19 protein-coding genes and 1 tRNA gene are annotated in these 22,973 nt (G+C 56.9%); 10 read left to right on the top strand and 10 right to left on the bottom strand.

The features are described 5' to 3' along the window. Both lgt and NH395_RS09940 read left to right on the top strand, forming a co-directional pair. The coding region (gene lgt / locus NH395_RS09945) for a prolipoprotein diacylglyceryl transferase (RefSeq protein WP_253024440.1) at positions 1-524 on the top strand (524 nt) is incomplete at its 5' end. Continuing rightward, entirely contained in the window at positions 521-934 is a 414-nt protein-coding gene (locus tag NH395_RS09940; protein WP_253024439.1) for a protein-disulfide reductase DsbD N-terminal domain-containing protein, read from the top strand. The genes lgt and NH395_RS09940, both read left to right, overlap by 4 nt. Before the next feature lie 134 nt (positions 935-1,068). Here NH395_RS09940 and NH395_RS09935 read toward each other — a convergent pair whose 3' ends face one another. The 4 genes from NH395_RS09935 to NH395_RS09920 form a co-directional block, all read right to left on the bottom strand. Continuing rightward, on the bottom strand, positions 1,069-4,539 hold the full coding sequence (locus NH395_RS09935) for a DNA methyltransferase (RefSeq protein WP_253024437.1): 3,471 nt from the start codon (positions 4,537-4,539) through the stop codon (positions 1,069-1,071). 301 nt (positions 4,540-4,840) lie between these two features. Beyond that, complete coding sequence (locus tag NH395_RS09930) at positions 4,841-5,794, bottom strand: TraI domain-containing protein (protein ID WP_253024435.1); 954 nt, start codon at positions 5,792-5,794, stop codon at positions 4,841-4,843. After that, complete coding sequence (locus NH395_RS09925) at positions 5,781-7,019, bottom strand: site-specific integrase (protein ID WP_253024433.1); 1,239 nt, start codon at positions 7,017-7,019, stop codon at positions 5,781-5,783. Before NH395_RS09925 ends, NH395_RS09930 begins: the two co-directional genes overlap by 14 nt. Further along, positions 7,012-7,251 (bottom strand): hypothetical protein, encoded by a 240-nt coding sequence (locus NH395_RS09920; RefSeq protein WP_253024431.1) that lies wholly within the window; start codon positions 7,249-7,251, stop codon positions 7,012-7,014. Before NH395_RS09920 ends, NH395_RS09925 begins: the two co-directional genes overlap by 8 nt. A 151-nt stretch (positions 7,252-7,402) precedes the next feature. Here NH395_RS09920 and NH395_RS09915 point away from each other — a divergent pair, with 151 nt between their 5' ends. Beyond that, positions 7,403-7,627, top strand: a complete 225-nt coding sequence (locus NH395_RS09915) for a helix-turn-helix transcriptional regulator (RefSeq protein ID WP_253024429.1) — start codon at positions 7,403-7,405, stop codon at positions 7,625-7,627. Positions 7,628-7,789: 162 nt separating this feature from the next. Here NH395_RS09915 and NH395_RS09910 read toward each other — a convergent pair. Further along, positions 7,790-7,866: transfer RNA gene (locus NH395_RS09910), tRNA-Met, on the bottom strand. 273 nt (positions 7,867-8,139) lie between these two features. Here NH395_RS09910 and phbB point away from each other — a divergent pair. Beyond that, a complete protein-coding gene (gene phbB, locus NH395_RS09905; protein WP_092827727.1) occupies positions 8,140-8,886 on the top strand; it encodes an acetoacetyl-CoA reductase in 747 nt (248 codons plus the stop codon). A 94-nt stretch (positions 8,887-8,980) separates the two neighbouring features. Here the strand turns inward: phbB and NH395_RS09900 are convergent, their stop codons facing one another. Next, positions 8,981-11,785 (bottom strand): DUF349 domain-containing protein, encoded by a 2,805-nt coding sequence (locus NH395_RS09900; RefSeq protein ID WP_253024427.1) that lies wholly within the window; start codon positions 11,783-11,785, stop codon positions 8,981-8,983. A gap of 189 nt (positions 11,786-11,974) precedes the next feature. Between NH395_RS09900 and minC the strand changes: the two genes are divergently transcribed. From minC to sbcB, 4 genes are all read left to right on the top strand, one after another. Beyond that, positions 11,975-12,748, top strand: a complete 774-nt coding sequence (gene minC, locus NH395_RS09895) for a septum site-determining protein MinC (protein WP_253024425.1) — start codon at positions 11,975-11,977, stop codon at positions 12,746-12,748. Between the two features lie 138 nt (positions 12,749-12,886). Continuing rightward, positions 12,887-13,705, top strand: coding sequence for a septum site-determining protein MinD (gene minD / locus NH395_RS09890; RefSeq protein ID WP_092827721.1), 819 nt, complete (start codon positions 12,887-12,889; stop codon positions 13,703-13,705). Next, entirely contained in the window at positions 13,702-13,953 is a 252-nt protein-coding gene (gene minE, locus NH395_RS09885) for a cell division topological specificity factor MinE (protein WP_027337743.1), read from the top strand. The genes minD and minE overlap by 4 nt, the downstream gene beginning before the upstream one ends. A gap of 130 nt (positions 13,954-14,083) precedes the next feature. Beyond that, positions 14,084-15,577 (top strand): exodeoxyribonuclease I, encoded by a 1,494-nt coding sequence (gene sbcB / locus NH395_RS09880; protein WP_253024423.1) that lies wholly within the window; start codon positions 14,084-14,086, stop codon positions 15,575-15,577. 24 nt (positions 15,578-15,601) lie between these two features. Here the strand turns inward: sbcB and NH395_RS09875 are convergent, their stop codons facing one another. Then, positions 15,602-18,394, bottom strand: a complete 2,793-nt coding sequence (locus NH395_RS09875) for an insulinase family protein (protein WP_253024448.1) — start codon at positions 18,392-18,394, stop codon at positions 15,602-15,604. Between the two features lie 80 nt (positions 18,395-18,474). Further along, positions 18,475-19,152: an SOS response-associated peptidase gene (locus NH395_RS09870; RefSeq protein WP_253024421.1), complete on the bottom strand. Its 678-nt coding sequence runs from the start codon at positions 19,150-19,152 to the stop codon at positions 18,475-18,477. A gap of 178 nt (positions 19,153-19,330) precedes the next feature. Between NH395_RS09870 and NH395_RS09865 the strand changes: the two genes are divergently transcribed. Together NH395_RS09865 and NH395_RS09860 are read left to right on the top strand one after the other, a co-directional pair. Continuing rightward, positions 19,331-19,945, top strand: coding sequence for a TetR-like C-terminal domain-containing protein (locus NH395_RS09865; RefSeq protein ID WP_253024419.1), 615 nt, complete (start codon positions 19,331-19,333; stop codon positions 19,943-19,945). After that, entirely contained in the window at positions 19,945-20,607 is a 663-nt protein-coding gene (locus tag NH395_RS09860) for a 1-acyl-sn-glycerol-3-phosphate acyltransferase (RefSeq protein WP_253024417.1), read from the top strand. The genes NH395_RS09865 and NH395_RS09860 overlap by 1 nt, the downstream gene beginning before the upstream one ends. Before the next feature lie 12 nt (positions 20,608-20,619). Here the strand turns inward: NH395_RS09860 and NH395_RS09855 are convergent, their stop codons facing one another. Together NH395_RS09855 and ccsA are read right to left on the bottom strand one after the other, a co-directional pair. Continuing rightward, a complete protein-coding gene (locus tag NH395_RS09855; RefSeq protein WP_085918295.1) occupies positions 20,620-21,897 on the bottom strand; it encodes an HlyC/CorC family transporter in 1,278 nt (425 codons plus the stop codon). Positions 21,898-21,993: 96 nt separating this feature from the next. Then, complete coding sequence (gene ccsA / locus NH395_RS09850) at positions 21,994-22,791, bottom strand: cytochrome c biogenesis protein CcsA (RefSeq protein WP_092827713.1); 798 nt, start codon at positions 22,789-22,791, stop codon at positions 21,994-21,996. Positions 22,792-22,973: the final 182 nt, after the last annotated feature.

Here is a 22,973-nt window from a genome sequence, read left to right as displayed (position 1 = left end):
ATGGCGGCCTTACCGGTGTATTAGTGGCTGCCTGGCTGTTTGCTCGCAAACATCAACTGGCTTTTATACAACTGACCGACTTTATTGCTCCGTTAGTCCCCATCGGCCTGGGGGCGGGTCGCCTCGGCAACTTCATCAATCACGAGTTACCGGGGCGTATCAGCGACGTTCCGTGGGCCATGGTATTCCCTCCCATGATGGGGCTCGGCTCAGAGCCACGCCATCCCTCGGCGCTTTACGAGTTCGCTCTTGAAGGCATCGTGTTGTTTGCCGTGCTGTGGTGGCTATCGCGCCGGCCGCGCCATAGGGGCCTGATCTCGGGGCTTTTCCTGCTACTTTACGGAGCCTTCCGCTTTACGGTGGAGTTCGCACGCCTCCCCGACCCTCAGCTGGGATTCATTGCCTTTGGCTGGTTGACCATGGGGCAGCTGCTGACACTACCGATGCTCATCGCAGGCTTTACCCTGGTTGCCTGGTCCAGACGCCAGCCAGTAGATAAGCCAAAGGCGGCGTTAAACTCATGAAACAAGTCTTCGCTTTTCTAATGGTGGCACTCTTTATAGTCACACCGGTAGCGGCACGTGAAGAGATATTTGGGGTTGGTGACAAAAGCTCCCCTTTTAACCGTTCGACGCAACGTGACTTTTTACCGGCTACAGAAGCCTTCCGAACCACCGCCTGGCGCGACGATGATCGGATCTATATCGGCTTCACTGCTGCCGAAAATTATTACCTTCATCGGCATCAGTTCGCGCTTGAGAGTCTTTCTCCAGGTGTGAGTTTCGGTGAGCTGGCGTTGTCTCCTGGCGAACCCATGATGCACGCCTCGCTAGGTGAAATTTATGTTTTTTACGACCAAGTAGTGATCAGCGCGCCCATTGAGAGCAACGCCGCCGACAATGTGTGGTGGTGTGGCGTGATTTTTTGCTTATGATTAGCACTCGCATCGAGAAACCTGTCAGTTGGCAGTAATCTCTGCGAAACGAGTATCTGTATCGCAGAGCGGATAGGTTGCCGTCTGACAATTTGCTATCGATCGCCAAATTGAAAAGCGCTAGGTCAAATGTGCTACCTCACCAGCCGCCAGTGTTTGTCTTCTTGCTGGGCCTGGCCGAGGGCGGCCAGCGCCGATAGTACCTCACCAACGCCTTTCACCGGTTTGCGTTTGAACTGGGCGGCCAGGCTTTCCGCACTGTGGGGGCTTTGGGCAAGCATGTCGCGTAGAACCGTGACCTGGGTGGCGAGGTCTTTGGGCCAGGTGGCTTTGGTTTTGTCTGCTGCTGGGGCGCTGGTCTCAGCTGTGGTGCTTTGCAGCTCGGTTTGGGTGGGGGCGGCTTCTTCCGGTGCTTGGTAATCGGGGCGTAGCCAGCGCACCTTGCCTTGCGCTTCTTCAGCGGCGCGCTGTTTGTTGAGCGCCACTAGGCGCATTAGCAACTCTTCCTCGGCCTGGGCTTGAGCGGCGGGCTTGTCCGGCAGTGGGGTGGTGGCACCGGGTAAGCCCACTAGTACTTTTGCCAAGTCATCCCAGCCGTAGGCATTAAATACTGCGCGGTCTAAGGCGTCGTGGTCGGCGAGCAGAGTGCTGACCAAGCCTTGCTGGTTGATGGTTTGTTCTTTGGCGTTGAGTTCTTCACCCACGCGGAGCTTTTCCAGCACGTTGTACATGCCGGTGAGCGTCAGCGTTGGGTGTTCGGCCTGCTGGCGCTTGCGGTGGGCGTCGATCTGCTCCGCAAGCTGGCCAATCTTCGCCGCCTGCTCGTCGTTCAGCTCAGGAAAGGGGAAGGTTTCGAAGCAGCGGGTTTTGTTGTAGCGGGGGTCATTGCCTACACCTAATCGCCCGCCACTGGCTAGGCTCCATAATGTGTGAACTCTGCTATTCAAGTAACCTAAGGCGCTATCACTTTCGCAAGCTATGGCAATTAGCCCATCATCTGGAGAAATGCTTTTATCTAGTTTGACAAAAAATCTATGCTTACTTACATAAGCAGTCGCAATATAATCACCTAGCCCACTCAGAGCTGCCCTAAGGTCTTCGCGCTGCCCACGGTGCAACCACCATTTTTCGCGCAATGCTTTGTTTCTGTTTGTATCTCTTTCAGGCTTTACTCTTTCTTTAACCCATTGGTATAGCTCTGGAAAATTAGCTTTTGCTTGTCTTTCTGTTAATCCATAGAAATCTATTAGATATCTATCACGTGGAGTCTGATTAAGGTCTTTACCATTGCGAAATCTGCTTAATACACTTGTATTGAGATATCTTCCGAAGCCAGCAGCGTTTACATCACCAGTTGTGATTGAGAACCCTCTGCCTCCAAGTTCGAAACCACGCTGACTAATACTGCTATTTGATTTTAGCGCTCCCGCCCCCGCCACATCCGCGCCGATACTCAAGTCGGCAAATACCTTACCCTCGCGGTGGCTTAGTGCCACGCTGCGGGCTTCGCGGTCGTCTTCGCTGCTTTCGCTTGTTACTTGCTGCAATCGACCTGGTGCTTCGCCTGCGCGGCCCACGGTCATGGCAATGCGCACGGCGGCACCGTCGTTGCCGTCTACCCAGGGGTGGTCGGGAATCGCGAAGGTGAGCGAGAGCGGCTTTTTGGCATCGTTCAGGTGCGGTTCCAGCACGCGGCGGTTAAAGGTTTGGCGCAGGCTGTTGGTGGTAATAAAGCCATACTGCTGGGCGTGGCCGTTGCGTGCCGCTTCAGCGGCAATATGCCACCAGTACATCACAAAATCGGCAGATTCCGGCACCGTGCCTTTAAATACTTGGCGCACGGCATCCACGTAGCCATCGCCTAGTGCGCGGCGCATGGTGGAGGCGCCAATAAACGGTGGGTTGCCGACGATATAATCTGCTTCCGGCCACTCGGCGCGTCTGGGATTGTGGTAGCGGTATACCGTGGTCCGGGCGGTTTCATCAGGGATCAGCTCGCCGGTGGCGGGGCTTTTCTTCATGCTGATGCCGTCCCAGATGGTGACTTCCTGGCCGTTTTCATCCAGCAGCGGTTCGCGGCTGTCAAATTCAATCAGCGCATCGCGCTCCTCGATATTGTGGAAGTCTTTGAGAATCGGTTCGGGCAGATCGAGGCTGCCGTGAATACGGTAGTGCCACTGCAGGTAACCGATCCAAAGCACAATTTCAGCAATGGCGGCGGCGCGGGGGTTAATTTCCATGCCGAGGAACTGTTGGGGCGAGACGGTAAAGCCTTCCGCTTCTAATGAGTCTTGCCCGCCGCTGAGGTCGGCAATCAGGTTTAATACTTCACCTTCCAGACGCTTCATGTGCTCCAGCGCGACATACAGGAAGTTGGCGCTACCGCAGGCGGGGTCAAGCACGCGTACTTGGCAGAGCTTGTGGTGAAAGGTGCGCAGGCTCTCTAGCGCTTTATCGGTTTTGCCTTTCTGGTTGTGGGTTTCCGCGACCACCTGGGCGGTGGCCCACTCCCGGCGTAGCGGTTCAATCAGCGTGGGCATCACCAGCCGCTCGACATAGGCGCGGGGCGTATAGTGGGCACCTAGTTTGTGGCGCTCGCGGGGGTCCAGGGCGCGCTCCAGCAGCGTGCCGAAAATGGCCGGCTCCACAAAGCGCCAGTCGGCTTTGGCGGCATCAATCAGCAGCTGAATCTGCTCGGGGGTGAGCGGAATGGGGTCAATGTTTTTAAACAGGCCGCCGTTAAAACGCATCACCTTGGCCGTCAGTACGCCGCTAAAGCCGCCGCTGTTCATACTTTCCCATAACGAGCTAATGGCGTCGGCAAAGTGTTCGGGTGTCTCTTTCATGCGGGTGAGGAAGTCGGTAAAGCTGTTTTTGGGCAACAGCCCAACGTCTTCACTGAACATGGTGAACAGGCAGCGCTTCAAAAAGTGCGCTACGCGGTCGACTTCATAACCATCGGCTTCTAGCGTTTTCGCTAAGGTTGCAAGCTTGGCGCTGACCTCACGAGTGACGCGAGCAGCGTATTGGCTCGGGTCAAGGGTGTCGGGTGCTTCCCATAGCGCTTTAAGGCGTTGCTGAATATTTGGCTGGCGTAAGTCTTCCAGCTTAATGCGGTAATTACGCGGGTCTGGAAAGGGTACATAGGTGCCGCCAGAGCGCGAAAACTCAGAGTAGAGTGCCAGCGTGCGCCCAACATCTGTGACCAAAATAAAGGCTGGGCGGCCTTCTTTTGGGGGCAGGGCGCGTACATATTGGTCGGCTTGGTTATAAGCCGCCTGCATGGCTTTATCCCAGCCTTTGGTTTCTAGCCCTTTGCCGGTTTGCTTGGCTTCCAGTACAAACGCGCCGCGCTTGTAAAGGTCGATAAAGCCGCGATTTTCGCTGCCATCGGGGTTTTGAATATCCACCCGGCGTTCGAAGGTATAGGCATTTTCACTATTATCTTTGCTGGCGGGGTCGGGCGTTGGCAACTCAAGCAGCGCACATAGCTCTGAAAGGAATAGCTGATAATTGGCCTTTTCGGTGCCGGTGGTGTGTTGCCAGCGCTCAATAAACTGATCGACGGCATCAGGCGTGGCAACCGCAACGGACGAATCGAACATCAGCAAGCATCCTTTCAGGCGTGGTCATCTAATCTAGTTAAGCAGGGTTAGATAGTAGCATGCTTAGCAGAGTGAGAAAGAGAGCTGTACTATAGGACGTACATCCTAGGCATGAAAACGAATTTAGCTCGGCAGTCCTGGATTAGTAGAATAGGCCTTAGCTTAGAAAGCCATTGCCACAATTGGTATCTTGCAGCAAAGGTAAGAGTGCTAGCATCGGGATGAATGTGTATTTGGGTGGCGTAGTGAAAAAACCGCCAAGCTAAGCAGTTGGCGGTGTCAGACTATGAGCATATGTAGCCTACAGTGACTGTAGAGCCGGGATTTCAGGACGCCAAAAAAGGTTCTGGCCCAGGCGGCTGAATCCCCAGCTAGATTTAGTGCGAAATGCTCGCTGTTGATTATCGGCCATGGCGCTTTGCCCGTCAGCATCACGAATATAACGAGCTATCGTCATCGCGGCTGGTTGGCCGTAGCGCGCCCCAGGTGATGCACATGTCCAAATATGACGAAGCGTCATCGCAATGTCCGGCTCGTGCTTGTCTAAATACGCAAGCCCATAGGCACATGCTTCCAGAGTAAACGTATCATGGCTACATAGTTTCCAAGCCGCATTTGGTTTGCCTTTTGAATCGTAGGTATAGGTCTTCCCAATATCGTGTAACAACCCTGCGACAAAACATGTTTCCTGCATCAGACGCGGCATGTTGGGCTCGTTTAGGCGCAGCATAGCCACAGCGTTGTTGGCGACATCCAGTGAATGCGCCAGCAGCCCTCCTGGATATGCATGGTGATAATTTACGCTGGCTGGCGCGTTTAAAAAGGCTTCGAGACGATCCTTGCGCTCCAGTGCGAGCATCAAAAACTTACGCATATGTGCCGACTGAAGCGATTGCACGGTCGCGACAAGCTGGTCAAGTACCTCCGGTACTGGGCAATACACCCGCGGCAACGATTGCAGTGTATCCAGCGCGGCCACTTCTTCCCGGGTCGCCTTGCGAAACCCGTCAAGTACGAACTGATTAGACAAACACTTCACCCCGGAAGCGGTGACATAGTCCAGGTGGCCAATGCGCTCAGGCACCTGAGTTTTATCCAGATTGAGCATCGCTATGTGATCTCCCATGCAATCGCTCAACCGCAACTTTAAGAAGGGCGTTTTCGCATTATCAAACTCGACCACACGCCCTGTAAGCCGATAAGTGCCTTTGAAGGTGCGTGACAGGTGGGCTGGTGCATTATCAAGCCGTTTCATTACGATGCTCCTTCTGGGACTTGGTGGGCGTGGTATTGCCAAGTAAACGCTCAAAGGCTGAGCCATCCATACGTGTCGCATTGGGAACGTATCGGGAATAAACCTTGAATAGCATCTCGGTTGAGCTATGGCCCAGCATGCGGGCCACCCATTCAGGGTTTTCACCCGACGCCAGAAACAGCGTCGCGGCGGTATGGCGTGTTTGGTAAGGACGCCGCTTGGTTAGCCCGAGAGACTTCAGTAAGGGGTACCACACGCGCTTGGTCACGTTATTGTGATCAAGGGGCTGGCCTGACTGATTACAGAACACGTATTTGCTTAAATGCCCCGTCGCGGCGTATTGCGTTTTAAGCGCGTCATACACCTGCCCAAACATGGGGATTTCCCGCTGAGATCCATCGGTCTTGGTGTATTCCGTCTCGCCATTGATCAGTGTTTCGCGTACTAAGATTTCGCGTTTGGCAAAATCAACATGTTTCCACTTCAACCCATCGACTTCGCCGGTTCGCATACCAGTAAAAAAGCGCACCGTGTAGTAGTTGCGATAGTCCGCGCGGACGTTATTGATGATGCGTTGTACTTCGTGTAGCGAAAATGGCTCGATATGGGTCTTTTGCAGCTTTAACGGCTTGATATTTTTGTATGGTGACTCGAAATCGAATCGCTCGGCTGCTTCATCTAGCACCATGCGCAGAATCGTCATGTGACTGTTGATCGTCTTGGACGACACCAACCCTGTGCTGCCGCGCCCCTTACGTTTAGCTAACTTGGCGCGGAACGCCATGATGTCCGTCTTGGTAATGTCGCCAATCGGCTTTTTTCCAAACGCTGGCTTCAGTGAGCTATCCAGGATCGAACTCACATTTCGCACGTGAGAGGCACGCCACTGAATTTTGCTCTCTTCGAACCATTGGTCGGAAAAATCGTTGAAGAGTGGTGTTTCCACTGGGGTATGTGTGCCCTTGATGTTGGGAGTTTGAGAGTTTTGGTTTTTCGCCGTTTCATTTGCTCCCAGTTTTTGCAAATTCTTGCTGCCCGGAAAAAACTCAGCGTAGTCGAGGTCATCTAGCAAGATCTTTGCTTCTATCTTTGCAAGCAATTGCTCGACCTTTTTCCTGTTAGCAGGCGTGTCTTTCAGTGCAGTTTGCTCACGTAATCGTAGGCCTTGGTAGAAAAAATCCAGATAGAGCTTACCCGTCTCTTTACGTTGGCGAACCTTACCCATGGCTATAGCCTCCATTTGCCATTGGAATGGAGATATTGCCTTGGGCAGCTTTTAGCATTTCTTTTTCGACGGCTTCCCAGAGGAATAAAATTTTCCGCCGGCCAAAAGGTTTGATGTAGTGAGTGCCCTCGATAAGGACGCTATCTTTTAGCTGCTGGCGGATAGTACGGCAGTCGTACTTGATGCGCTGAGCAAGCTCTTCGGTCGTGAGGTAGGTATAAGATGATTCCATCGAAAACCTCTAACAGGGGTGATATTCTGCGTGGCTAAAAGGCATTCCAGCTATCAGAATGCCATCCTAAATGGCATTTTAGACAGCAAAAAACCATTTGCAAGCGTTTTTTGCCATTTAGAATGACAAAAAGATTTCACAGGAGGTTTTGATGGTTCGTTGTCACCTGGCGCGCTTGATGGGCGAGCATAAGATGAAGATCGTTGATGTAGCGCGTGAGACAGGTCTCAACCGCAATACAATTACGCTGCTCTACAAAGAAACTGCCCAGCGGATCGACTTAGATGCATTGGATAAACTATGCAGCCTGTTCAAATGTGAAGTAGGGGATCTGTTGGAATACCAAGACGAGGGTGCAAAAAATGAAAATAATTGAGGGCAGCGAGCAAGTCGCCTGAAGGTCGTTAGAAGTGATCGTTAAAGAAAGGGAAGGAGTGAATGTGGCACATATACGACACAGATGTGTCACAGGGCGCTAGTCAACGAATAAACACAAAAAAGGCAGACCAGTAAGTTACTGATCTGCCTCTCGAAATATTGGTAGCGGGGACCGGATTTGAACCGATGACCTTCGGGTTATGAGCCCGACGAGCTACCAGACTGCTCCACCCCGCATCAACGTGTGGCGTATTCTACGCTTTTTTTACGTTTCGTCAATAGGCGTTTTAAAACGTTTGCCCTATAGCCGTTGGTGGGGTTCGTGCTGCAACATGAGCCGAGTAGCGCTATGCTGAGGTTAGTGAAACAACAACAATGCTGACTCTCGGTAAGTCGCGCATCTGTATGGCGATTTGCCGTTGGTACTCAAGCGCCAAGGCGCTTTTCACAATGGCTTGCGGTGCTAATTCTGCAACGCCCAAGCCATTCGTCATATCAGGGAGGTAGTCAATGGCCAATCAAGCCCCCGTCGCCTGGGTAACTGGTGGAACTGGTGGTATCGGCACGGCGATTTGTCGTTCGCTGGCGGATGCGGGTTATCTGGTCGTAGCGGGTTATCACAACCCCGAAAAGGCCAAAACCTGGCTGGCATCGCAGCAAGCCGATGGCTATAACAACATTGCGCTGTCCGGTGTCGACCTTGCCGATCATCAAGCCTGCCTACAAGGTGCCCAGCAAATCCAGGAGCAGCATGGTCCCATTAGTGTGTTGGTGAACTGTGCAGGCATCACCCGTGACGGCACCATGAAGAAAATGTCATACGAGCAATGGTATGAGGTGATCGATACCAACCTGAACAGTGTCTTCAATACCTGCCGCAGCGTGATCGAGATGATGCTCGAAAACGGATACGGGCGGATTATCAATATTTCCTCCATCAACGGCCGCAAAGGGCAGTTCGGCCAAGCGAATTACGCGGCGGCAAAAGCGGGTATGCACGGCTTGACCATGTCGCTTGCCCAGGAGACCGCCACGAAAGGCATTACCGTGAACACCGTGTCGCCCGGCTACATTGCCACCGACATGATCATGAACATTCCAGAAAAAGTGCGCGAGGCGATCCGTGAAACGATCCCCGTTAAGCGCTATGGTACGCCAGAGGAAATTGGCCGACTCGTGACCTTCATCGCCGACAAGGAGTCCGGGTTCATTACCGGGGCAAACTTCGATATCAATGGTGGTCAGTTCATGGGTTGACCCAGCCGTTCATTTTGCTCAATGACCACAAAGCCAGCGATACCCTCGCTGGCTTTTGTGATTGAGGCTTTTTTAATTGCGGCTTTGCTCGTCATCAAGGCAGAGGTGTTCGGGCGAGCTGGGTGAGTAACTCATCCAGCTCACCGACCTCTTGATCCCATAGCGACCTGGGCATAGGCCCAAGGGCGATCAGGTCGGCAAGTACCTCGCTCACTTCCTGCGCGCGGCTGCGTTCTTTTTGCAGTCCGTCGTTGAGGCGTTCCACCTGGATGGCCAGCCGCAGGGGTTCATCTTGTTGGTGCACACGCCCCATGGCGAGTAGTGATAAGTGGACACGAAGCCGAGCCAGTTGGTCTTTCAGGCTGGCTTCGTGTGCCTCGGGGAGTGTCTCCTGGCGTCGTTGATTGCGCTGATGGTGGGCCTGCTCAAAAGGCGACGTCAAGGTCGTTTCGCCCAGCACCGTTTGGGCGTCCACCGTGTCTGCCTGTTCGTCGACAAGCCGGCGTTGGTCTGCGCGCAAGTGAGCTTCGATAAGCGGCGTCAGCTGCTGCCAGGCATTGACCGTATCGGCGACTTCAAGTCGATTCAGGCGTTCACGCCGGGCGCGAATAATGCCGCTTAAACGCCGCTGCATCCCTTCGCTGCGGCGGCTACGCGGCAGTGGTTCCAAATGCGTTGCCTGTTCGATGAAGGCATCCAGCTTGGCGTGGTCCCTGGCATCTTGAGGTTGCCAGCTATCCATTTCGTCGATCAGCGCCTGCAGGCTATCGAGCTGGCGTTGCTGCTGGGCAAGCTGCTCTTTTTTGTGCGCGTCGCGCCGGGCAAACAGCTGGTCGCATTCGTGACGGAAGGCCTTCCAGAGCGTTTGTTCCTCCCCTTTAGGTGCCCGCCCCAATTGGCGCCACTGCTGCTGTAGCTGTTTGGCTTTTTCGATGCGCTCGGCGAGCGGGCGTTCGTCCTGGTGGAGCGCCTGGACCTTGCTGATCAGGGTTTTTTTCTGGTCGGCAATATGTTCGGCGCGGGTATCGATCAAGCTTTGTAGCTGGTGGCGGACGCGGCCAAACCGGCGACCAATGGCTTCTGCCTGTTCGCGCGGTACGGGAGAGTGGTGACGCCACTGTTGACGCGCTTTATCGCGAATCTCGCGCAGCACATCCGGGTCGGCGTCCTGAGCTGGCTGTGCAATCAGCGTCTCGAGCTGCTCGCAGAGCGCTTCGCGAGCCCGCAAGTTGGCTGCCCGCTCTTCGCTCAGTTGCTCTCGCCAGGGAGCAAGGCGTTCATGGATGCGGTCCGAGGCAGCGCGAAAGCGCGCGGACAGCTCTCGATCAGCCGCCGCATCACCCAGCGATTTCCATTCCTTGACGAGCTGGCGATGGTGGCGATCCAGCGCCGCATCCGCCATATGTTGGTCGTCGGCAAGGGCTTCGATGGAATCGCACAGTTGTTCACGTTTGGGGCCTGCCACGAACCCTCGCCAGTCACGCAGTTCGGCGAGTTGCGCGCCAAGCTGTTTCAGCCGCGCTTTGAGGGGGCGGGCGTCGTCGCCCTTGAGCGCATCGATGCGCGGCTTTAGCCGCTGGTGAAGACGGCTGGCACTTTTGAAAGCGCCCCGCTCAAGCAACTGCGCGAAGGCGTCCAGGTCGTTGTTGTAAGCGCTGAGGGATTGGGCATCATTTTGCGTATCGGCTGTTTCGTGGGCGTCGGCAAGTGCCTCCTGCGCTTGGCGGGCAAGCGTTGGCATGGTCAGGCTGTCAGGCCAGCGGCACTGGTCGAGCAGCGACGCCATGGCGGAGTGGTCAGCGTCGGCCAGCGCTTGCTCAAGGTCTGCGCTAATATGCTGCCAGCGCTGCCAGGCTTCGATACAGGCCTCGTAATCTTTCAGAGCCCGGGTGTAGCGTTGGCGCATCGAATCACTGGGCGGGTGTTCGTCAGACAGTTGCTGCCAGCGCTGGCCAAGCAACTGACGCTGGGCGCGAAGGCTGTCGATATCCTGTGCCGTCAACCCATTGCCAAGGCGCAGGCCTTCCAGGGTTTCTTCCAGCCCTTCCAATAGCTGTTCTCGGGTCTGGTCGGTGGCTTCGCGTTGCTGGTTGTTCTGCTGACGCGCCTGCTCGTGAGTTTCGTGGTCGTGCAGCGTTTTGCGGCACGCGAGTACAGCCCGATGATAACGTGCCTCCTGGTCGGGGCCAGGTGATTGGGGGAGCTGTTCCCATTCACGCTGCAGGTGACGCAGTCGGCCGCCGTAGAGGGGTTCCCAGGTGGCTTGGGCGTGCTTTTCCAGCTGTTGCAAAAGCGTCTCGCGCTTTTGTTGTTGGGCTTCTTTCCACTCGGCGTCGGCCCGGCGTTCCTGCAGCCGATCTTTGGCCATGCGTACGACCTGGCGGTCCCGGCGGGCTTTCTTCAACAGCTGTTTCAAGCCTTCTTCACTGACCACGCGATCAGCTGCCTGGTGACGCACGGCCGCGACGCCGTTGTGGCAGGCGTGTTCGATGAAGTCGCGTTCATCGGTTAACCGGGCGAGTGCGGTCAATCGTAAGTTGAGGTTGTCACCCTTATGCACGAGCGCGTTGAGGATCTTGGTATCATCGATACGCTCGGCAAGTGCCTCACGCTGGCCAAGCGCCGTTTGCCCTTGCTGGCCGCTGAGTCGCTGGCATAGCGCCTCTTGCCAAGCCGTGTCGTCCTGATGGGCCGGGTAAGCCGCCATCAGTCCTTCAAGGTCGTCAAGGGCCAGTAAGGCGGCAAGCTGTATGTCGCTATCCGGATCCTGCGCAAGCGAAGCGAGCGCCTGGCGCTGTTCGCGATGGTCAGGATCAAGGCGGTGGAGAGCCTGGCGACGTACCTCGGCATTGGGGTGTTGCCAGCGGGGTGCGAACAGGCGTCTTAACAGTCCGTGCATGGATCATCCTGCTGTGAGGCGCTTTGCGTGAAAAAAATCAGACGTCGACCCTTAGAAGGTTGCAGTTGTCGGCGCTGTCGCTTAGCGTTGACTTATGATGCGGGCTTGGTGAGGGTTAATTCTCACCACCCAAAAGCGCTCAAATGCGCTACCTTAATATCTTACCTGAACATGACATGGAGTTCGGCCATGAGCCTCAATGTGGATAGTGCCGACGTGGCCTTTACCTTTAAAGGCGGCATGCTGCCGATGACCGTCATGGAGCTAAACAGTGCTGACCCTGAGCATATCCGACGTCAGCTGGCGAGCAAACTGTCTCAGTCGCCCGCGTTCTTTCAGCATACACCGGTTGTGCTTAACGTGGAAAAGCTCGATGAGCCCCATCTTTCGCTGGAGCGTATTTGCGCCGTCTGCCGTGACCACAAGCTGCTCCCCGTGGCAGTGAGGGGGGGCACTGAGCCTGTTCGCCAATCGGCGTGGGCGCTGGGCCTTGGCTGGTTCGCGCCGGTCGATGAAAGCCGTGCGCAAATGCTGAAAAGTGTTGGCAGCGATAGCGAAAGCGCCGCTCCCGTCGCCCTGGCAGACGCAAACACCGCTGAAGAGCCAGCCCAGGCACAGGACAGCAACGGTGCAGAAACCACGCGCCTCTACCGTGGTACGGTGCGTTCGGGGCAGCAGGTGAGCGCTTCGGGAGGCGATTTGGTCGTCATCGGTGCGGTCAATGCGGGAGCGGAAGTGCTGGCCGCCGGCAGTATTCATGTTTATGGCGCATTGCGCGGACGGGCATTAGCGGGTATTCATGGCAATACCCAGGCGGGTATCTATTGCCGCGAGCTGGCCGCTGAATTACTGTCGGTGGCGGGTAATTACAAGCGTCTGGAAGATATTGATTCTCAGCTGCTGGGTGCCCCCGCTGAGGTGCACTTTACGCAACAACAATTGGAAATTAAGCCGCTTAATTAGCGCCTGACGCGTAAATCGTTGAGAATGCCAGCCACGCGGCGTCATCGCGTGGTTTATAGATATGACATAGACGTTCCCGTTGTACGTAGTGCGCCAACGGTGCGCTTGCGATGAACGACTTCAAGAAGGAAGTAACTCTTGGCCAAAATTATTGTAGTGACCTCAGGTAAAGGGGGGGTCGGCAAAACCACCAGTGCCGCCGCTATCTCGACAGGCTTAGCCCTGCGCGGAAAGAAAACGGTGGTGATTGATTTCGATGTGGGCTTGCGCAACCTTGATCTGATCATGGGTTGCGAGCGCCGCGTAGTGTACGATCTGGTAAACGTGATTCAAGGTGAGGCGGGGCTCAATCAAGCATTGATCCGCGACAAGCGGGTTGAGAATTTGTTTATTCTGCCGGCTTCACAAACCCGCGACAAGGATGCCTTGACCCAGGAAGGCGTTGCCGAAGTGCTCGACAAGCTGAAAGAGGACTTCGACTACATCATGTGTGATTCGCCCGCCGGTATCGAACGTGGCGCCCAGTTGGCCATGTACTTTGCCGATGAAGCCATCGTGGTGACGAATCCGGAAGTATCCTCGGTGCGCGATTCCGACCGGATTCTGGGCCTGCTGGCATCCAAGACACGTCGCGCCGAGGAAAGCAGCGACCCGATCAAGGAACACCTGCTGGTCACGCGCTACAACCCTGAGCGTGTCACCTCGGGCGACATGCTGACGCTGGACGATATTCGTGAAATATTGGCGATTAACCTGCTCGGCTTGATTCCCGAGTCCGAAGCCGTGCTGCGGGCGTCGAACCAGGGCGTGCCGGTGACCCACGATATTTCAAGCGACGCGGGCCAGGCCTATAGCGACACCGTCTCGCGTCTGCTCGGTGAAGACATGCCGCTGCGCTTTCACGAAATGCAGCGTAAAGGCCTGCTCAGCCGCATGTTTGGTGGAGGTCGGCGATGAAACTGCTGGAGTTCTTGAAGCGTGAGCGCAAGAAGTCTGCCTCGGTGGCCAAAGAACGCCTGCAAATTATCGTGGCGCATCAACGAAGCCAACGAGGGCAACCCGATTACATGCCGATGCTGGAACGTGAGTTGCTGGAGGTCATTCGCCGCTATGTTCACGTGGACGACGATGCGATTCAGATCTCACTGGATAGTGAAGACAACTGCTCGGTGTTGGAGTTGAACGTGACGCTGCCCAAAAGCTGAGCCGCGCTTTCTGGAAGCCTGGGTTGCTGAAACCGGGATTGCTGACATCAGCGGTTTCTGGAATACGCGGCGAAACCCAGCGTGGATATGCTAGGCTTGGGCTTTTCAATGCCCAGCGGAGTGCTTGTCCATGGCGTCACCCAATGCTGCCCCCGCCAGCTTTTTATGGCATGACTATGAAACCTTCGGGGCTGATCCGCGTCGTGATCGCCCCGCTCAGTTCGCGGCTCTGCGCACCGACGCTGAGTTGAATGAAATCGGCGAACCGATCGAGCTGTTCTGCCGCCCCGCTGACGATTATCTTCCCCATCCCGCCGCCTGCTTGATTACCGGTATTACCCCACAAAAGGCACAGCGTCACGGTCTCCCGGAAGCCGAGTTCGCCGCTGAGGTGCAGCGCCATATGAGCGAGCCGGGCACCTGCGTGGTGGGCTATAACAGCCTGCGTTTCGATGACGAAGTGTCGCGCCACCTGTTCTACCGTAATCTGCTCGACCCTTACGCCCGCGAGTGGCAAAACGGCAACTCGCGCTGGGATCTTATCGATGTGGTCAGAGCCTTTTACGCCTTGAGGCCCGAGGGGATCGAATGGCCGTTGCGCGACGATGGCGCGCCGAGTTTCAAGCTGGAAGACCTGACGGCGGCCAATGGCATCGCCCACGAAGGCGCCCACGATGCGGTGGCCGATGTGCGTGCGACGATTGCGCTGGCGCGCCTGCTGAAGTCGCGCAATGCCAAGCTGTTTGATTATTTGCTCGGCCTGCGTGGCAAGCGGGCAGTGGCCAAGCAGCTCGATTTGCCCAGTGCCAAACCGATCTTGCATATTTCGCGTCGCTACCCGGCAAGCCGGGCGTGCAGTGCGCTGGTGATGCCGTTGGCGGAGCATCCGAGCAATCCCAACGGGGTGATCGTCTACGATCTGAGCATTGATCCCAGCGAGTTCCTGACCATGTCGGCGGCGCAAATTCGTGAGCGGGTCTTCGTCAGTCAGCAGGATCTGGCGGAGGGCGAAACCCGCATTCCGCTCAAGGTCATTCACATCAATCGCTGCCCGGTAGTCTTTCCCACCACGGCGCTGAAAGACGTGGAGGGTCCGCAGAAAGGGGAGTATGGCGACATCGTGGCCCGGCTGGGGCTGGATATGAACGCCTGTCGCCGGCATTGGAAAATGCTCCGCGAGGCCCCTTCAGTGTCCCAGAAAGTGGCCGAGGTCTTCAGCGCAGGCTACGACGATGCGCCCCAGGATCCCGACCTGATGCTCTATGCCGGTGCCTTTTTCTCGGCGGCCGACCGCCAGCAGATGGAGCGGGTCAGGGCCATGGACCCTTGGGATTTGGTGGGCGAGCGGTTCGCCTTTCAGGACCCGCGACTTGAGGAGATGCTGTTCCGCTTTCGTGCGCGAAGCTACCCGGAAACCCTCGAGGGCGACGAGCTGGAGCAGTGGGAGGCGTTTCGCTGGATGCGCCTGAACGATGCCACGCTGTCAGGTTTTACCTTGAAAGCCTTTGCCCGGGAGATCGAAAACTACAACCAGCAGACGCTCACCGATCAACAGCGCCAGATTCTCGAGGAACTCGTGCTCTATGTTGAAGCCATGTTGCCTGCCCAGGCATTTGACGCCTGAGCAGGCAGGCCTAGGGCCCAACGGTTAGTGGTCGGCTTTTTCGGGTAAAGGCGTGAACTGCTGGCGGATCGCCGCTACATCGCTGGGTTCGTCGCCGGGGTTGAAGCGCACGTCCAGTTGATGTTCACGCAGCGCAGGCCAGAGTGCCTGCAGCTCGTCTAGCGTCACCGCAAGGGCCAGCTCGGCGAGCTGCTCACGATGGTCAAAGCGCACTTCATCCCGCGCGGTTGCCTGCCAGTAGCGATTGGCCATCTGCGCCAACCCCGTATCGCGCTGGCTCAAGCGGGTGTTCACTGCTTGGCGGTAGGCGTCCAGCTCACCGTCGTCCAGCTGTTCAAGCCGCTCGTCGGCATCTTCCAGAAACGCGTCCATGCGCTCGGCAATGGTGTCGCTATCGGCGTCCGGTGACTGTACGACCATGGCGATGCCAGGGGCGTCCAGCACCGGTGAGTAACCCGCGTTGACGATGTAACCAAGCTGCTCCTCGGTGCGTAGTTGCTGGTAGAAAGGCGTTTCCAGCCACTGGGCGAGCACCTGCGTTGCGGCTTGCTCGCGCAATGTTTGGTCACGGCCTTGCAGGTAGCGCAGTACGATGGATTCTTCACGCTGGCTATTGGGGTGCAGGACCGTATCGTCGCCGCGGACGGCGAGCGGTGTGAGATTGCGGATATCGTCGCGCGCTAGCCGGGGAGTGAGTTTGCCGCGCATCAGGTTTGCCTGCTCTCTGGCAAGTTCAGGCCCCAGGTTGCCGACCGCCATGGCATCCACGTAGAGATCGTCAAGGAAACGTTGGCGGAAATCGATCAGGTGGCCACGCGCCAGTCGCTGACTGGCCTCAAGCAGGGCTTGGGTCGACCATTGGGGAGTTAGCAGTGCTTCGCCCAGGGTGCCGCTGGCTTGGGCGTACAAAGAAGCTTGAGGGGCGTTGCGCCACTCGCGCTGTAAACGGTTGAGCACCCGCTCGAAGTCGCGCTGACGGATGTCGGCGTTGCTGAGCTGGTCGAGTGCTTGCTCGATGAGCGGGGTCTGACCGTCCCGCCAGCCGGAAAACGACAGCGTCATACCCCGTGAATGGGCATAGGCGCTGAACGACTGGCCTGCCAGCCAGGCTGGGTAAAGCGCTTCGTTAAGACTGTCGTTCAGCCAGTTGGCCAACAGCCGGGTGAGCACCGCTTCTTCGGCGGAATAGCTGGCACTGGGGTGCTGCAAGCTTAGCCGCCACTCCACCTTGGGCGTGTTGAACTGGGCGACCTGCATATGCCAGGCGGTAAACGAAGGCGTGTCGATCAGCGTACTGGGGCGTTCGTCCTGGCCTTCCAGCAGGGCCAGGTCGCTGGCGATAAAGGGGTTGGGTGCCGGTAATGACAGCCCGCTCAAGGCTTGGCCACTTTCGCTTGGCGTCTGTTCGCGCCAGGCGGTGTCGAACCAGGGCGTTACCTTTTCGCTCTCGATGTCGGGCGCTGAGTAAATCCGCAGCATATTGTCCTGAGTCAGCGCATCCAGGTAGCGTTGATGCTGCTTTGCATCGAACTCATCCATCCGATACGCGGCATATTGGACGTCCTCCACCGGGTAGCGCGACAGGTTCATCGACAGTCGAATGGCTTCCTGCTGGGGTTCGCCGTGCTGTTGAAAGCGGAAGGCCTGTTCGTTGAGGTCGGCTTGCTCGGTGTAGCGCCACGCTTCAAGCCCGCCCTGGCGGATACGCTCGATGGCGGCAAACAGCGTGGCTTCAATATCGTCCAGGCGCTGCGCGCCGTCCTCGGTAAGGCTGATGGAGACCGTGAAAAGCGCATGCTGGCCATCGGCGCGGCTGACCCCTGTCGACAACGCGTCGGCAAGCCCGGCGTCCTTGAGAACGGCGAACAAGCTGCCATCGCTTTCATCGCCTAACAGATGGGAAATCAGTTGAGTGGGTTTCTGTCGATAAGCGTCGGTGGGGTCGGGAATGGGAAAGTAAAAACGTAGTTGATGGCGATCCTCAATCGACTGGCGTTCTACGTAACGGGGCAGCGTGTCGCGATCGACCAGCGGGGCATCGATGGCGGGAGCCTCCAGGTCGTTATCGGGAATCTCGGCAAAGCGCTCCACCACCCAGTCTTCCAGGGTATCCAGCGACTGAGGCGCTACCACGGCCAGGTTCATGACATTGGCATCGTAGTGGCGCTGGTAAAACGCCATCACCCGTTCGCGAAGGGTGGCTTCACCTTCCGGGGGGTTGGCCAGCGTCTCGCGGTTACCCACGGCAAACTGGGTGGTGGGGTTATCCGGATTCAGCAATTGGTTGAGTACCGCGTTTTCGCGCCTTCCTTCATCGCGACGGCGTGCTACGTACTCGGAGTGCACCACATTGCGCTCGCTTTCAAGCTTGTCGGCATTAAACAGCGGCGAAACAAAAAATGCACTGAATCGGTCCAGAGCGCCCTCAAAGGCGGAAGGCTCAATGCTGAAAAAGTAATTGGTATCCTGGGAGGCGGTGAAGGCGTTGTGCGACCCCGCATTGCGCGATAGATAGCGCTGATAGGCGTCAACCTCAGGGTAAGCCTCAGTGCCCAAAAACAGCATGTGTTCGAGAAAGTGGGCGAGCCCCTGCAGGTCATCAGGGTCCTGAGCGCTGCCGACCCGTACGTTCATCGAGGCCGCCGCTTTATCGGCCTCGTCATCGCTGACGAGCAGCACATTCAAGCCGTTTTCCAGTTCGAGCACGCGGTAGTCGCGCTCGTCATACGGGCTGACGTGGGGCGTAACGACCTCCTTGATGTCGTCTTCGTCGGCCGCCAGCGCCGCGGGCGCAAGCCAGAGGCTGCCCATGGCCATGCCCAGCAGGGCGCCTCCGGGCAACGCCATTTTCCACCGTGCAAAGCGTTTTAAACCAATCAGTTGACGCATGTAAGCTCCTATGACGTGGTCCAGCGTATCATCGGCCCGGTGGGGTGAGCGCAGGCCGATGACTGGTAGGTGGGAAAGTTAATCTGCTTTGATACCGGAAAAGCGCCCAACAGTTCCAGCGGTGCGGGCGTCAATAGACGATCAAGGCGAGTGTGAGCCGTGTCGGGATTTAACCATTCGTCTGCGTTCCGCGGGTCGATCACCGCAGGCAGCCGGTCCGTCAGGTGCGACAAACAGGCGTTCGCAGGGACGGTTACCAGAGCGGTGGAGTCGTTGTAGGTAGTGAGTGTGGTGTGATACCGGCACCACAGCCCCGCAAGCAATAGCGGTCCGCGGTTGACCTGCGTGACCAGGTAGGGTTGCTTGGCACGGGGTAGCCGTTTCCAGATGTAAAAGCCGCTCACCGGCACCAGGCAGCGACGCGAGCGATAGGCCTCCTGAAACATGCCCCGTTGGTTCAGGGTTTCCGCTCGAGCGCAGTGTGGGGCATTATCCAGGACTTTTAGCCAGGGCGGTGTCAGCCCCCAGAATAACGACTCTAAACAGGGTTGACCCTCAACCGTACGGATGGCCGATATCGGCTGTCGCGGTGCCACATTGGGTGATTCAATCAAGGGTTCAGCCATCTTCAGGCTTGGGAGTAGGCGGGCAAGAGGCAGTTGCTGCACGTGTAAGCGCCCGGCCATGCAGGTCTCCTTTTACGCTAAGGCGTTGTCTGTACCCGTTTAGAGGGTATTAAGCATGAAATGTCGAGGTTTGGAGTCGAAAACAGTGTTCGATGTGGGGTATCCTATAGCATCCCTTGTTCACGCTAAAGCGCGATAAGGCATTCTTCCTGTTTGCCGTTCACCTTAAGAGATCGCCATGGCTCGCCCCAGACAGCACGCGCCGGATGCACTACACGCGCAGGTTATGCACGCTTGCGATGAATGGTTGGCTCAACAGTCCATTCATGGCTTATCGCTGCGTGCCCTGGCCAGAGAGGTGGGCTGCGCCCCCAGTACATTGCTCAAGCTGTATGGCAGCTTTAATGTTTTGTTGCAACACGTCAACGTCGAAACCCTGGCGCGCTTGCAGTCCACGATTACCAATCTCGCGTCTGATGAACCCGAGCCCTGGCTGCGGGCGCTGGCCAATGCCTATTGGCGATTTGCCGAAAAGGATTGCTACCGATGGCAACTGTTGTTTGACCATCCGTTGGCCCAGGAAGGCGAATTGGACCAGCGTCAGAGCCAACTGATCGAAGCGTTGTTTACCCAGGTTGAAACATCGCTCAAACAGTATCAGCCCATGCTGGATGATGCCGAGGCGCGACGCCTGGGACGCACCTTATGGGGCAGTGTGCACGGGCTGGTTCAACTGGGGTTGAATGAACGCCTTGGTTATTGGCAGGGGCATCAGCTCAAGGTGGATGAACTGCTTGATCAGCTGTTGAGTACCGTTCTTGCCGGGCTGCGCAACCGAGAGCAATCCGAGTAATGGGATTGGTTAAGCCAGTGCGCCACTTGCTGCGCGGCGGTATCTTTCTGGCCATGCGGCTTTGCTATCGCCTGCATGTACGGGGACGTTGCCATATTCCCAAGCAAGGGCCAGCGCTGGTGGTGTGTAATCATGTCAGCTTTATGGATGCGCTGGTGCTGGGCGGCGGCAGCCCCCGCCCGTTGCGTTTTGTCATGGATCAGCCGATCTTTGACTCCCCCTGGCTGAGATGGTGGTTTCAACTGGTCGGCGCCATTCCCATCGAGTCTGAGCGTCGCAGTCCGGGCGCGCTGCGTCGCGCCCTGGAAGAAGTCAGCCAGGCACTGCGCCAGGGTGAAGTGGTGATGGTGTTTCCCGAAGGGCGACTAACGCCCGACGGTGAGATCCACCCTTTCCGCCGCGGGCTCGAGGCGATTGTCATGCGGGACTGCGTGCCGGTGGTGCCCGCCGCGCTTGCGGGGCTCTGGGGATCGTGGACATCTCACTATGACGGCAAGGCGTTGAAGAAATGGCCCAGACGTTTCCGGGCGCCGGTGAGTCTCCGCTTTGGCGACCCCGTTGACCCGAGTGATACAGGGGAGCTGGCGCTGCGCCGCTACCTTGAGCAGCAGGTGAGACAGCTTAAAGTCGAGGCGGATCAGGACATCGTGCCACGCCAGTGACCGGGCGCCAGCCTATTGGCCGAGCCCGCTGCGCGTCGCCTTCCAGCAGCGGGCGGAGGTGATCAGGTTGTCCCGAATCGCCAGAATCTCCATGCGTGTTGCCCCTACCTGCAGGCAGGCAGGCCCTTCGGGAAAGCCTTCCAAATGCTCAAGAATTAACCCGTTGAGGGTTTTGGGACCATCGGTGGGTAACTGCCAGCCCAGCATCTTGTTGATGTCTCTTATGGTCGCGGTGCCTTCGATGACATGACTGCCGTCATCCTGTTGATGTATCTCATCGTCTTCCGATACGTCGGTGGTGAATTCACCGACAATCTCTTCAAGAATGTCCTCCAGGGTGACAAGCCCTTCAACATCACCATATTCATCGACCACGATGCCGATACGGCGCTTCTGTTTCTGGAAGTTGAGCAACTGGGTGTGAAGCGGCGTGGATTCCGGAATGAAGTAGGGCTCGCGGGCTTCCTGCACGATCGCTGCCTTGGTGACTTCGCTGCGCGATAAAAAGCGTGCCGCATTGCGTAAGTGCAGCATGCCGATAATGTTATTGATATCGCCTTTGTAGACCGGCAGTCGGGTATGCTGGCTGGTGCGGATTTGCGCCAGAATGTCGTCGAGCGAGTCGTCCAGATCAATGCCCAGCACTTCATGGCGGGGCACCATGATGTCATTGACGGTGACGTTTTCCAGATCGAGAATCGAAAGCAGCATGGCGCGGTGTCGATAGGGAATCAGCGTGCCGGCTTCGTGCACCACGGTGCGCAATTCATCCCGCGTGAGGTTGTCGCCACCGTTTTCGACGCTCTTGACGCCGATCAGGCGCAGCAGTCCGTTGGAAACGGCGTTAACCAGCCATACCAGTGGGTAGAGAAGCTTGAGCAGCGGTTCAAGCGCGTACGAGCTTGGATAGGCAATGCGCTCGGGCTTGATGGCCGCATAGGTCTTGGGCGTCACCTCGGAAAAAATCAAAATGGTGATGGTCAGCAGGGCAGTAGAAATGGCGGGGCCTGACACATCGCCGAAAAAGTGGATGGCAATAATCGTGGCAATGGAGGCGGCAAGGTTATTGACGAAGTTATTGCCGATCAGGATAACGCCAATCAGCCGGTCGGGGCGCGCCAGCAGGCGCATGACGCGCTTGGCGCGACGGTCGCCGCTATTGGCGTTGTGGCTGAGCCGATAGCGGTTGATCGACATCATGCCGGTTTCAGAGCTTGAGAAAAAAGCGGAGAGGGCAATGAGAAGGGCCAGCAAGCCAAAGAGTAATCCCAGCGGGAAGTCATCACTCAAGTCAGAATTTCCTTTATGCCGTGTTCAGCTCGATTTGTAAGAGGTTGCAACAGAGGTGTCAATACACCTGATGCCTAAAGACTAGTGCCTGCAAGGTTAGCGGTTAAGTACCACTTCCAGCACGAACTTGCTGCCAAAGTAGGCCAATACCAGAATCGCGCAGCCGCCGAGCGTCCAGCGCACCGCGCGCATGCCGCGCCAGCCAAACCGGTAACGGCCAATCAAGAGCCCGGTGAAAATCACCCAGGCCAGAAGTGACAGTACCGTTTTGTGGGCGAGGTGCTGGGCAAAGAAGTTATCCAGGAACAGCAAGCCGCTGATAATGGATAGCGTCAGCAATATAATGCCGACCCACACCAGCTCGAAGAGCACCCGCTCCATGGTGGTAAGCGGAGGAAGTGACTGGACAATGCCGCGGATGTGATGGTGGCGCAATGCCTGATTCTGCAAGCCTACCAGTACCGCTTGTGCGGCGGCAATCGCCAGCACCGCAAAGGCCAGCGCGGAGCTGATGGCGTGCATCAAAATACCCGGCGTAAGACCGCTGTGACCACTTTGGCTGGGTAGCCAGGTAGCGGCCATCAGTGCGATGCCGGCGAGCGGGAAGAGGGCGATGCCGGCGTTGAGCACGGGCTTGAACAGGCTTGCGACCAGGACCACGTTCACGGCGACCGCCATCAGCAGTGTGGCGCTGGTGGTAAAGCCGGGCAGCAAGCCGGGCGTTTGCCCGACGAGCTGAACCACCACCGGGATATGCAGCAACAGGCCTAGCGCGGCTAAAAGCCGCACGATGACCTGACGCGGGGGCACGCGCCGGAACAGCGCCATCCCCTGCCAGATGGCAGCGGCTATGTAGAGAACAAAGGCGATGGTGGCGAAAGGGAGCGCCTGCATGATGCTATCCGTGCGCCTTGCAGCGCGTCGTAATGAAACAAATCGAACTGATAAGCCACTACTATAACGAATCCTTACAGTGACGCACAGTCATCTATATCTTGAGCCCATGGAGACTCAAGCTGCGAGCGCGTATAATCTTTTCATTAGCCTAGGGCCGGTCAAGCCCGGCAACAGCGACG

The sequence above is a fragment of the Halomonas sp. Mc5H-6 genome (assembly GCF_024124705.1).
GTDB classification, from domain to species: Bacteria; Pseudomonadota; Gammaproteobacteria; order Pseudomonadales; family Halomonadaceae; genus Vreelandella; species Vreelandella subterranea.
The sequence above is the reverse complement of the archived record's forward strand: the minus strand, read 5'-3'. Positions and strand labels throughout refer to the sequence as shown.

Excerpts from the sequence above, each read along its gene's own strand:
- minC (WP_253024425.1), top strand. The coding sequence starts at position 11,975 with ATGAGCCTCAATGTGGATAGTGCCGACGTGGCCTTTACCTTTAAAGGC.
- NH395_RS09870 (WP_253024421.1), bottom strand. The coding sequence starts at position 19,152 with ATGGCCGGGCGCTTACACGTGCAGCAACTGCCTCTTGCCCGCCTACTC.
- phbB (WP_092827727.1), top strand. The coding sequence starts at position 8,140 with ATGGCCAATCAAGCCCCCGTCGCCTGGGTAACTGGTGGAACTGGTGGT.
- NH395_RS09935 (WP_253024437.1), bottom strand. The coding sequence starts at position 4,539 with ATGTTCGATTCGTCCGTTGCGGTTGCCACGCCTGATGCCGTCGATCAG.
- minE (WP_027337743.1), top strand. The coding sequence starts at position 13,702 with ATGAAACTGCTGGAGTTCTTGAAGCGTGAGCGCAAGAAGTCTGCCTCG.
- NH395_RS09900 (WP_253024427.1), bottom strand. The coding sequence starts at position 11,785 with ATGCACGGACTGTTAAGACGCCTGTTCGCACCCCGCTGGCAACACCCC.
- NH395_RS09860 (WP_253024417.1), top strand. The coding sequence starts at position 19,945 with ATGGGATTGGTTAAGCCAGTGCGCCACTTGCTGCGCGGCGGTATCTTT.
- NH395_RS09930 (WP_253024435.1), bottom strand. The coding sequence starts at position 5,794 with ATGAAACGGCTTGATAATGCACCAGCCCACCTGTCACGCACCTTCAAA.
- NH395_RS09865 (WP_253024419.1), top strand. The coding sequence starts at position 19,331 with ATGGCTCGCCCCAGACAGCACGCGCCGGATGCACTACACGCGCAGGTT.
- NH395_RS09925 (WP_253024433.1), bottom strand. The coding sequence starts at position 7,019 with ATGGGTAAGGTTCGCCAACGTAAAGAGACGGGTAAGCTCTATCTGGAT.
- sbcB (WP_253024423.1), top strand. The coding sequence starts at position 14,084 with ATGGCGTCACCCAATGCTGCCCCCGCCAGCTTTTTATGGCATGACTAT.
- ccsA (WP_092827713.1), bottom strand. The coding sequence starts at position 22,791 with ATGCAGGCGCTCCCTTTCGCCACCATCGCCTTTGTTCTCTACATAGCC.
- NH395_RS09875 (WP_253024448.1), bottom strand. The coding sequence starts at position 18,394 with ATGGCCATGGGCAGCCTCTGGCTTGCGCCCGCGGCGCTGGCGGCCGAC.
- NH395_RS09920 (WP_253024431.1), bottom strand. The coding sequence starts at position 7,251 with ATGGAATCATCTTATACCTACCTCACGACCGAAGAGCTTGCTCAGCGC.
- NH395_RS09940 (WP_253024439.1), top strand. The coding sequence starts at position 521 with ATGAAACAAGTCTTCGCTTTTCTAATGGTGGCACTCTTTATAGTCACA.
- NH395_RS09915 (WP_253024429.1), top strand. The coding sequence starts at position 7,403 with ATGGTTCGTTGTCACCTGGCGCGCTTGATGGGCGAGCATAAGATGAAG.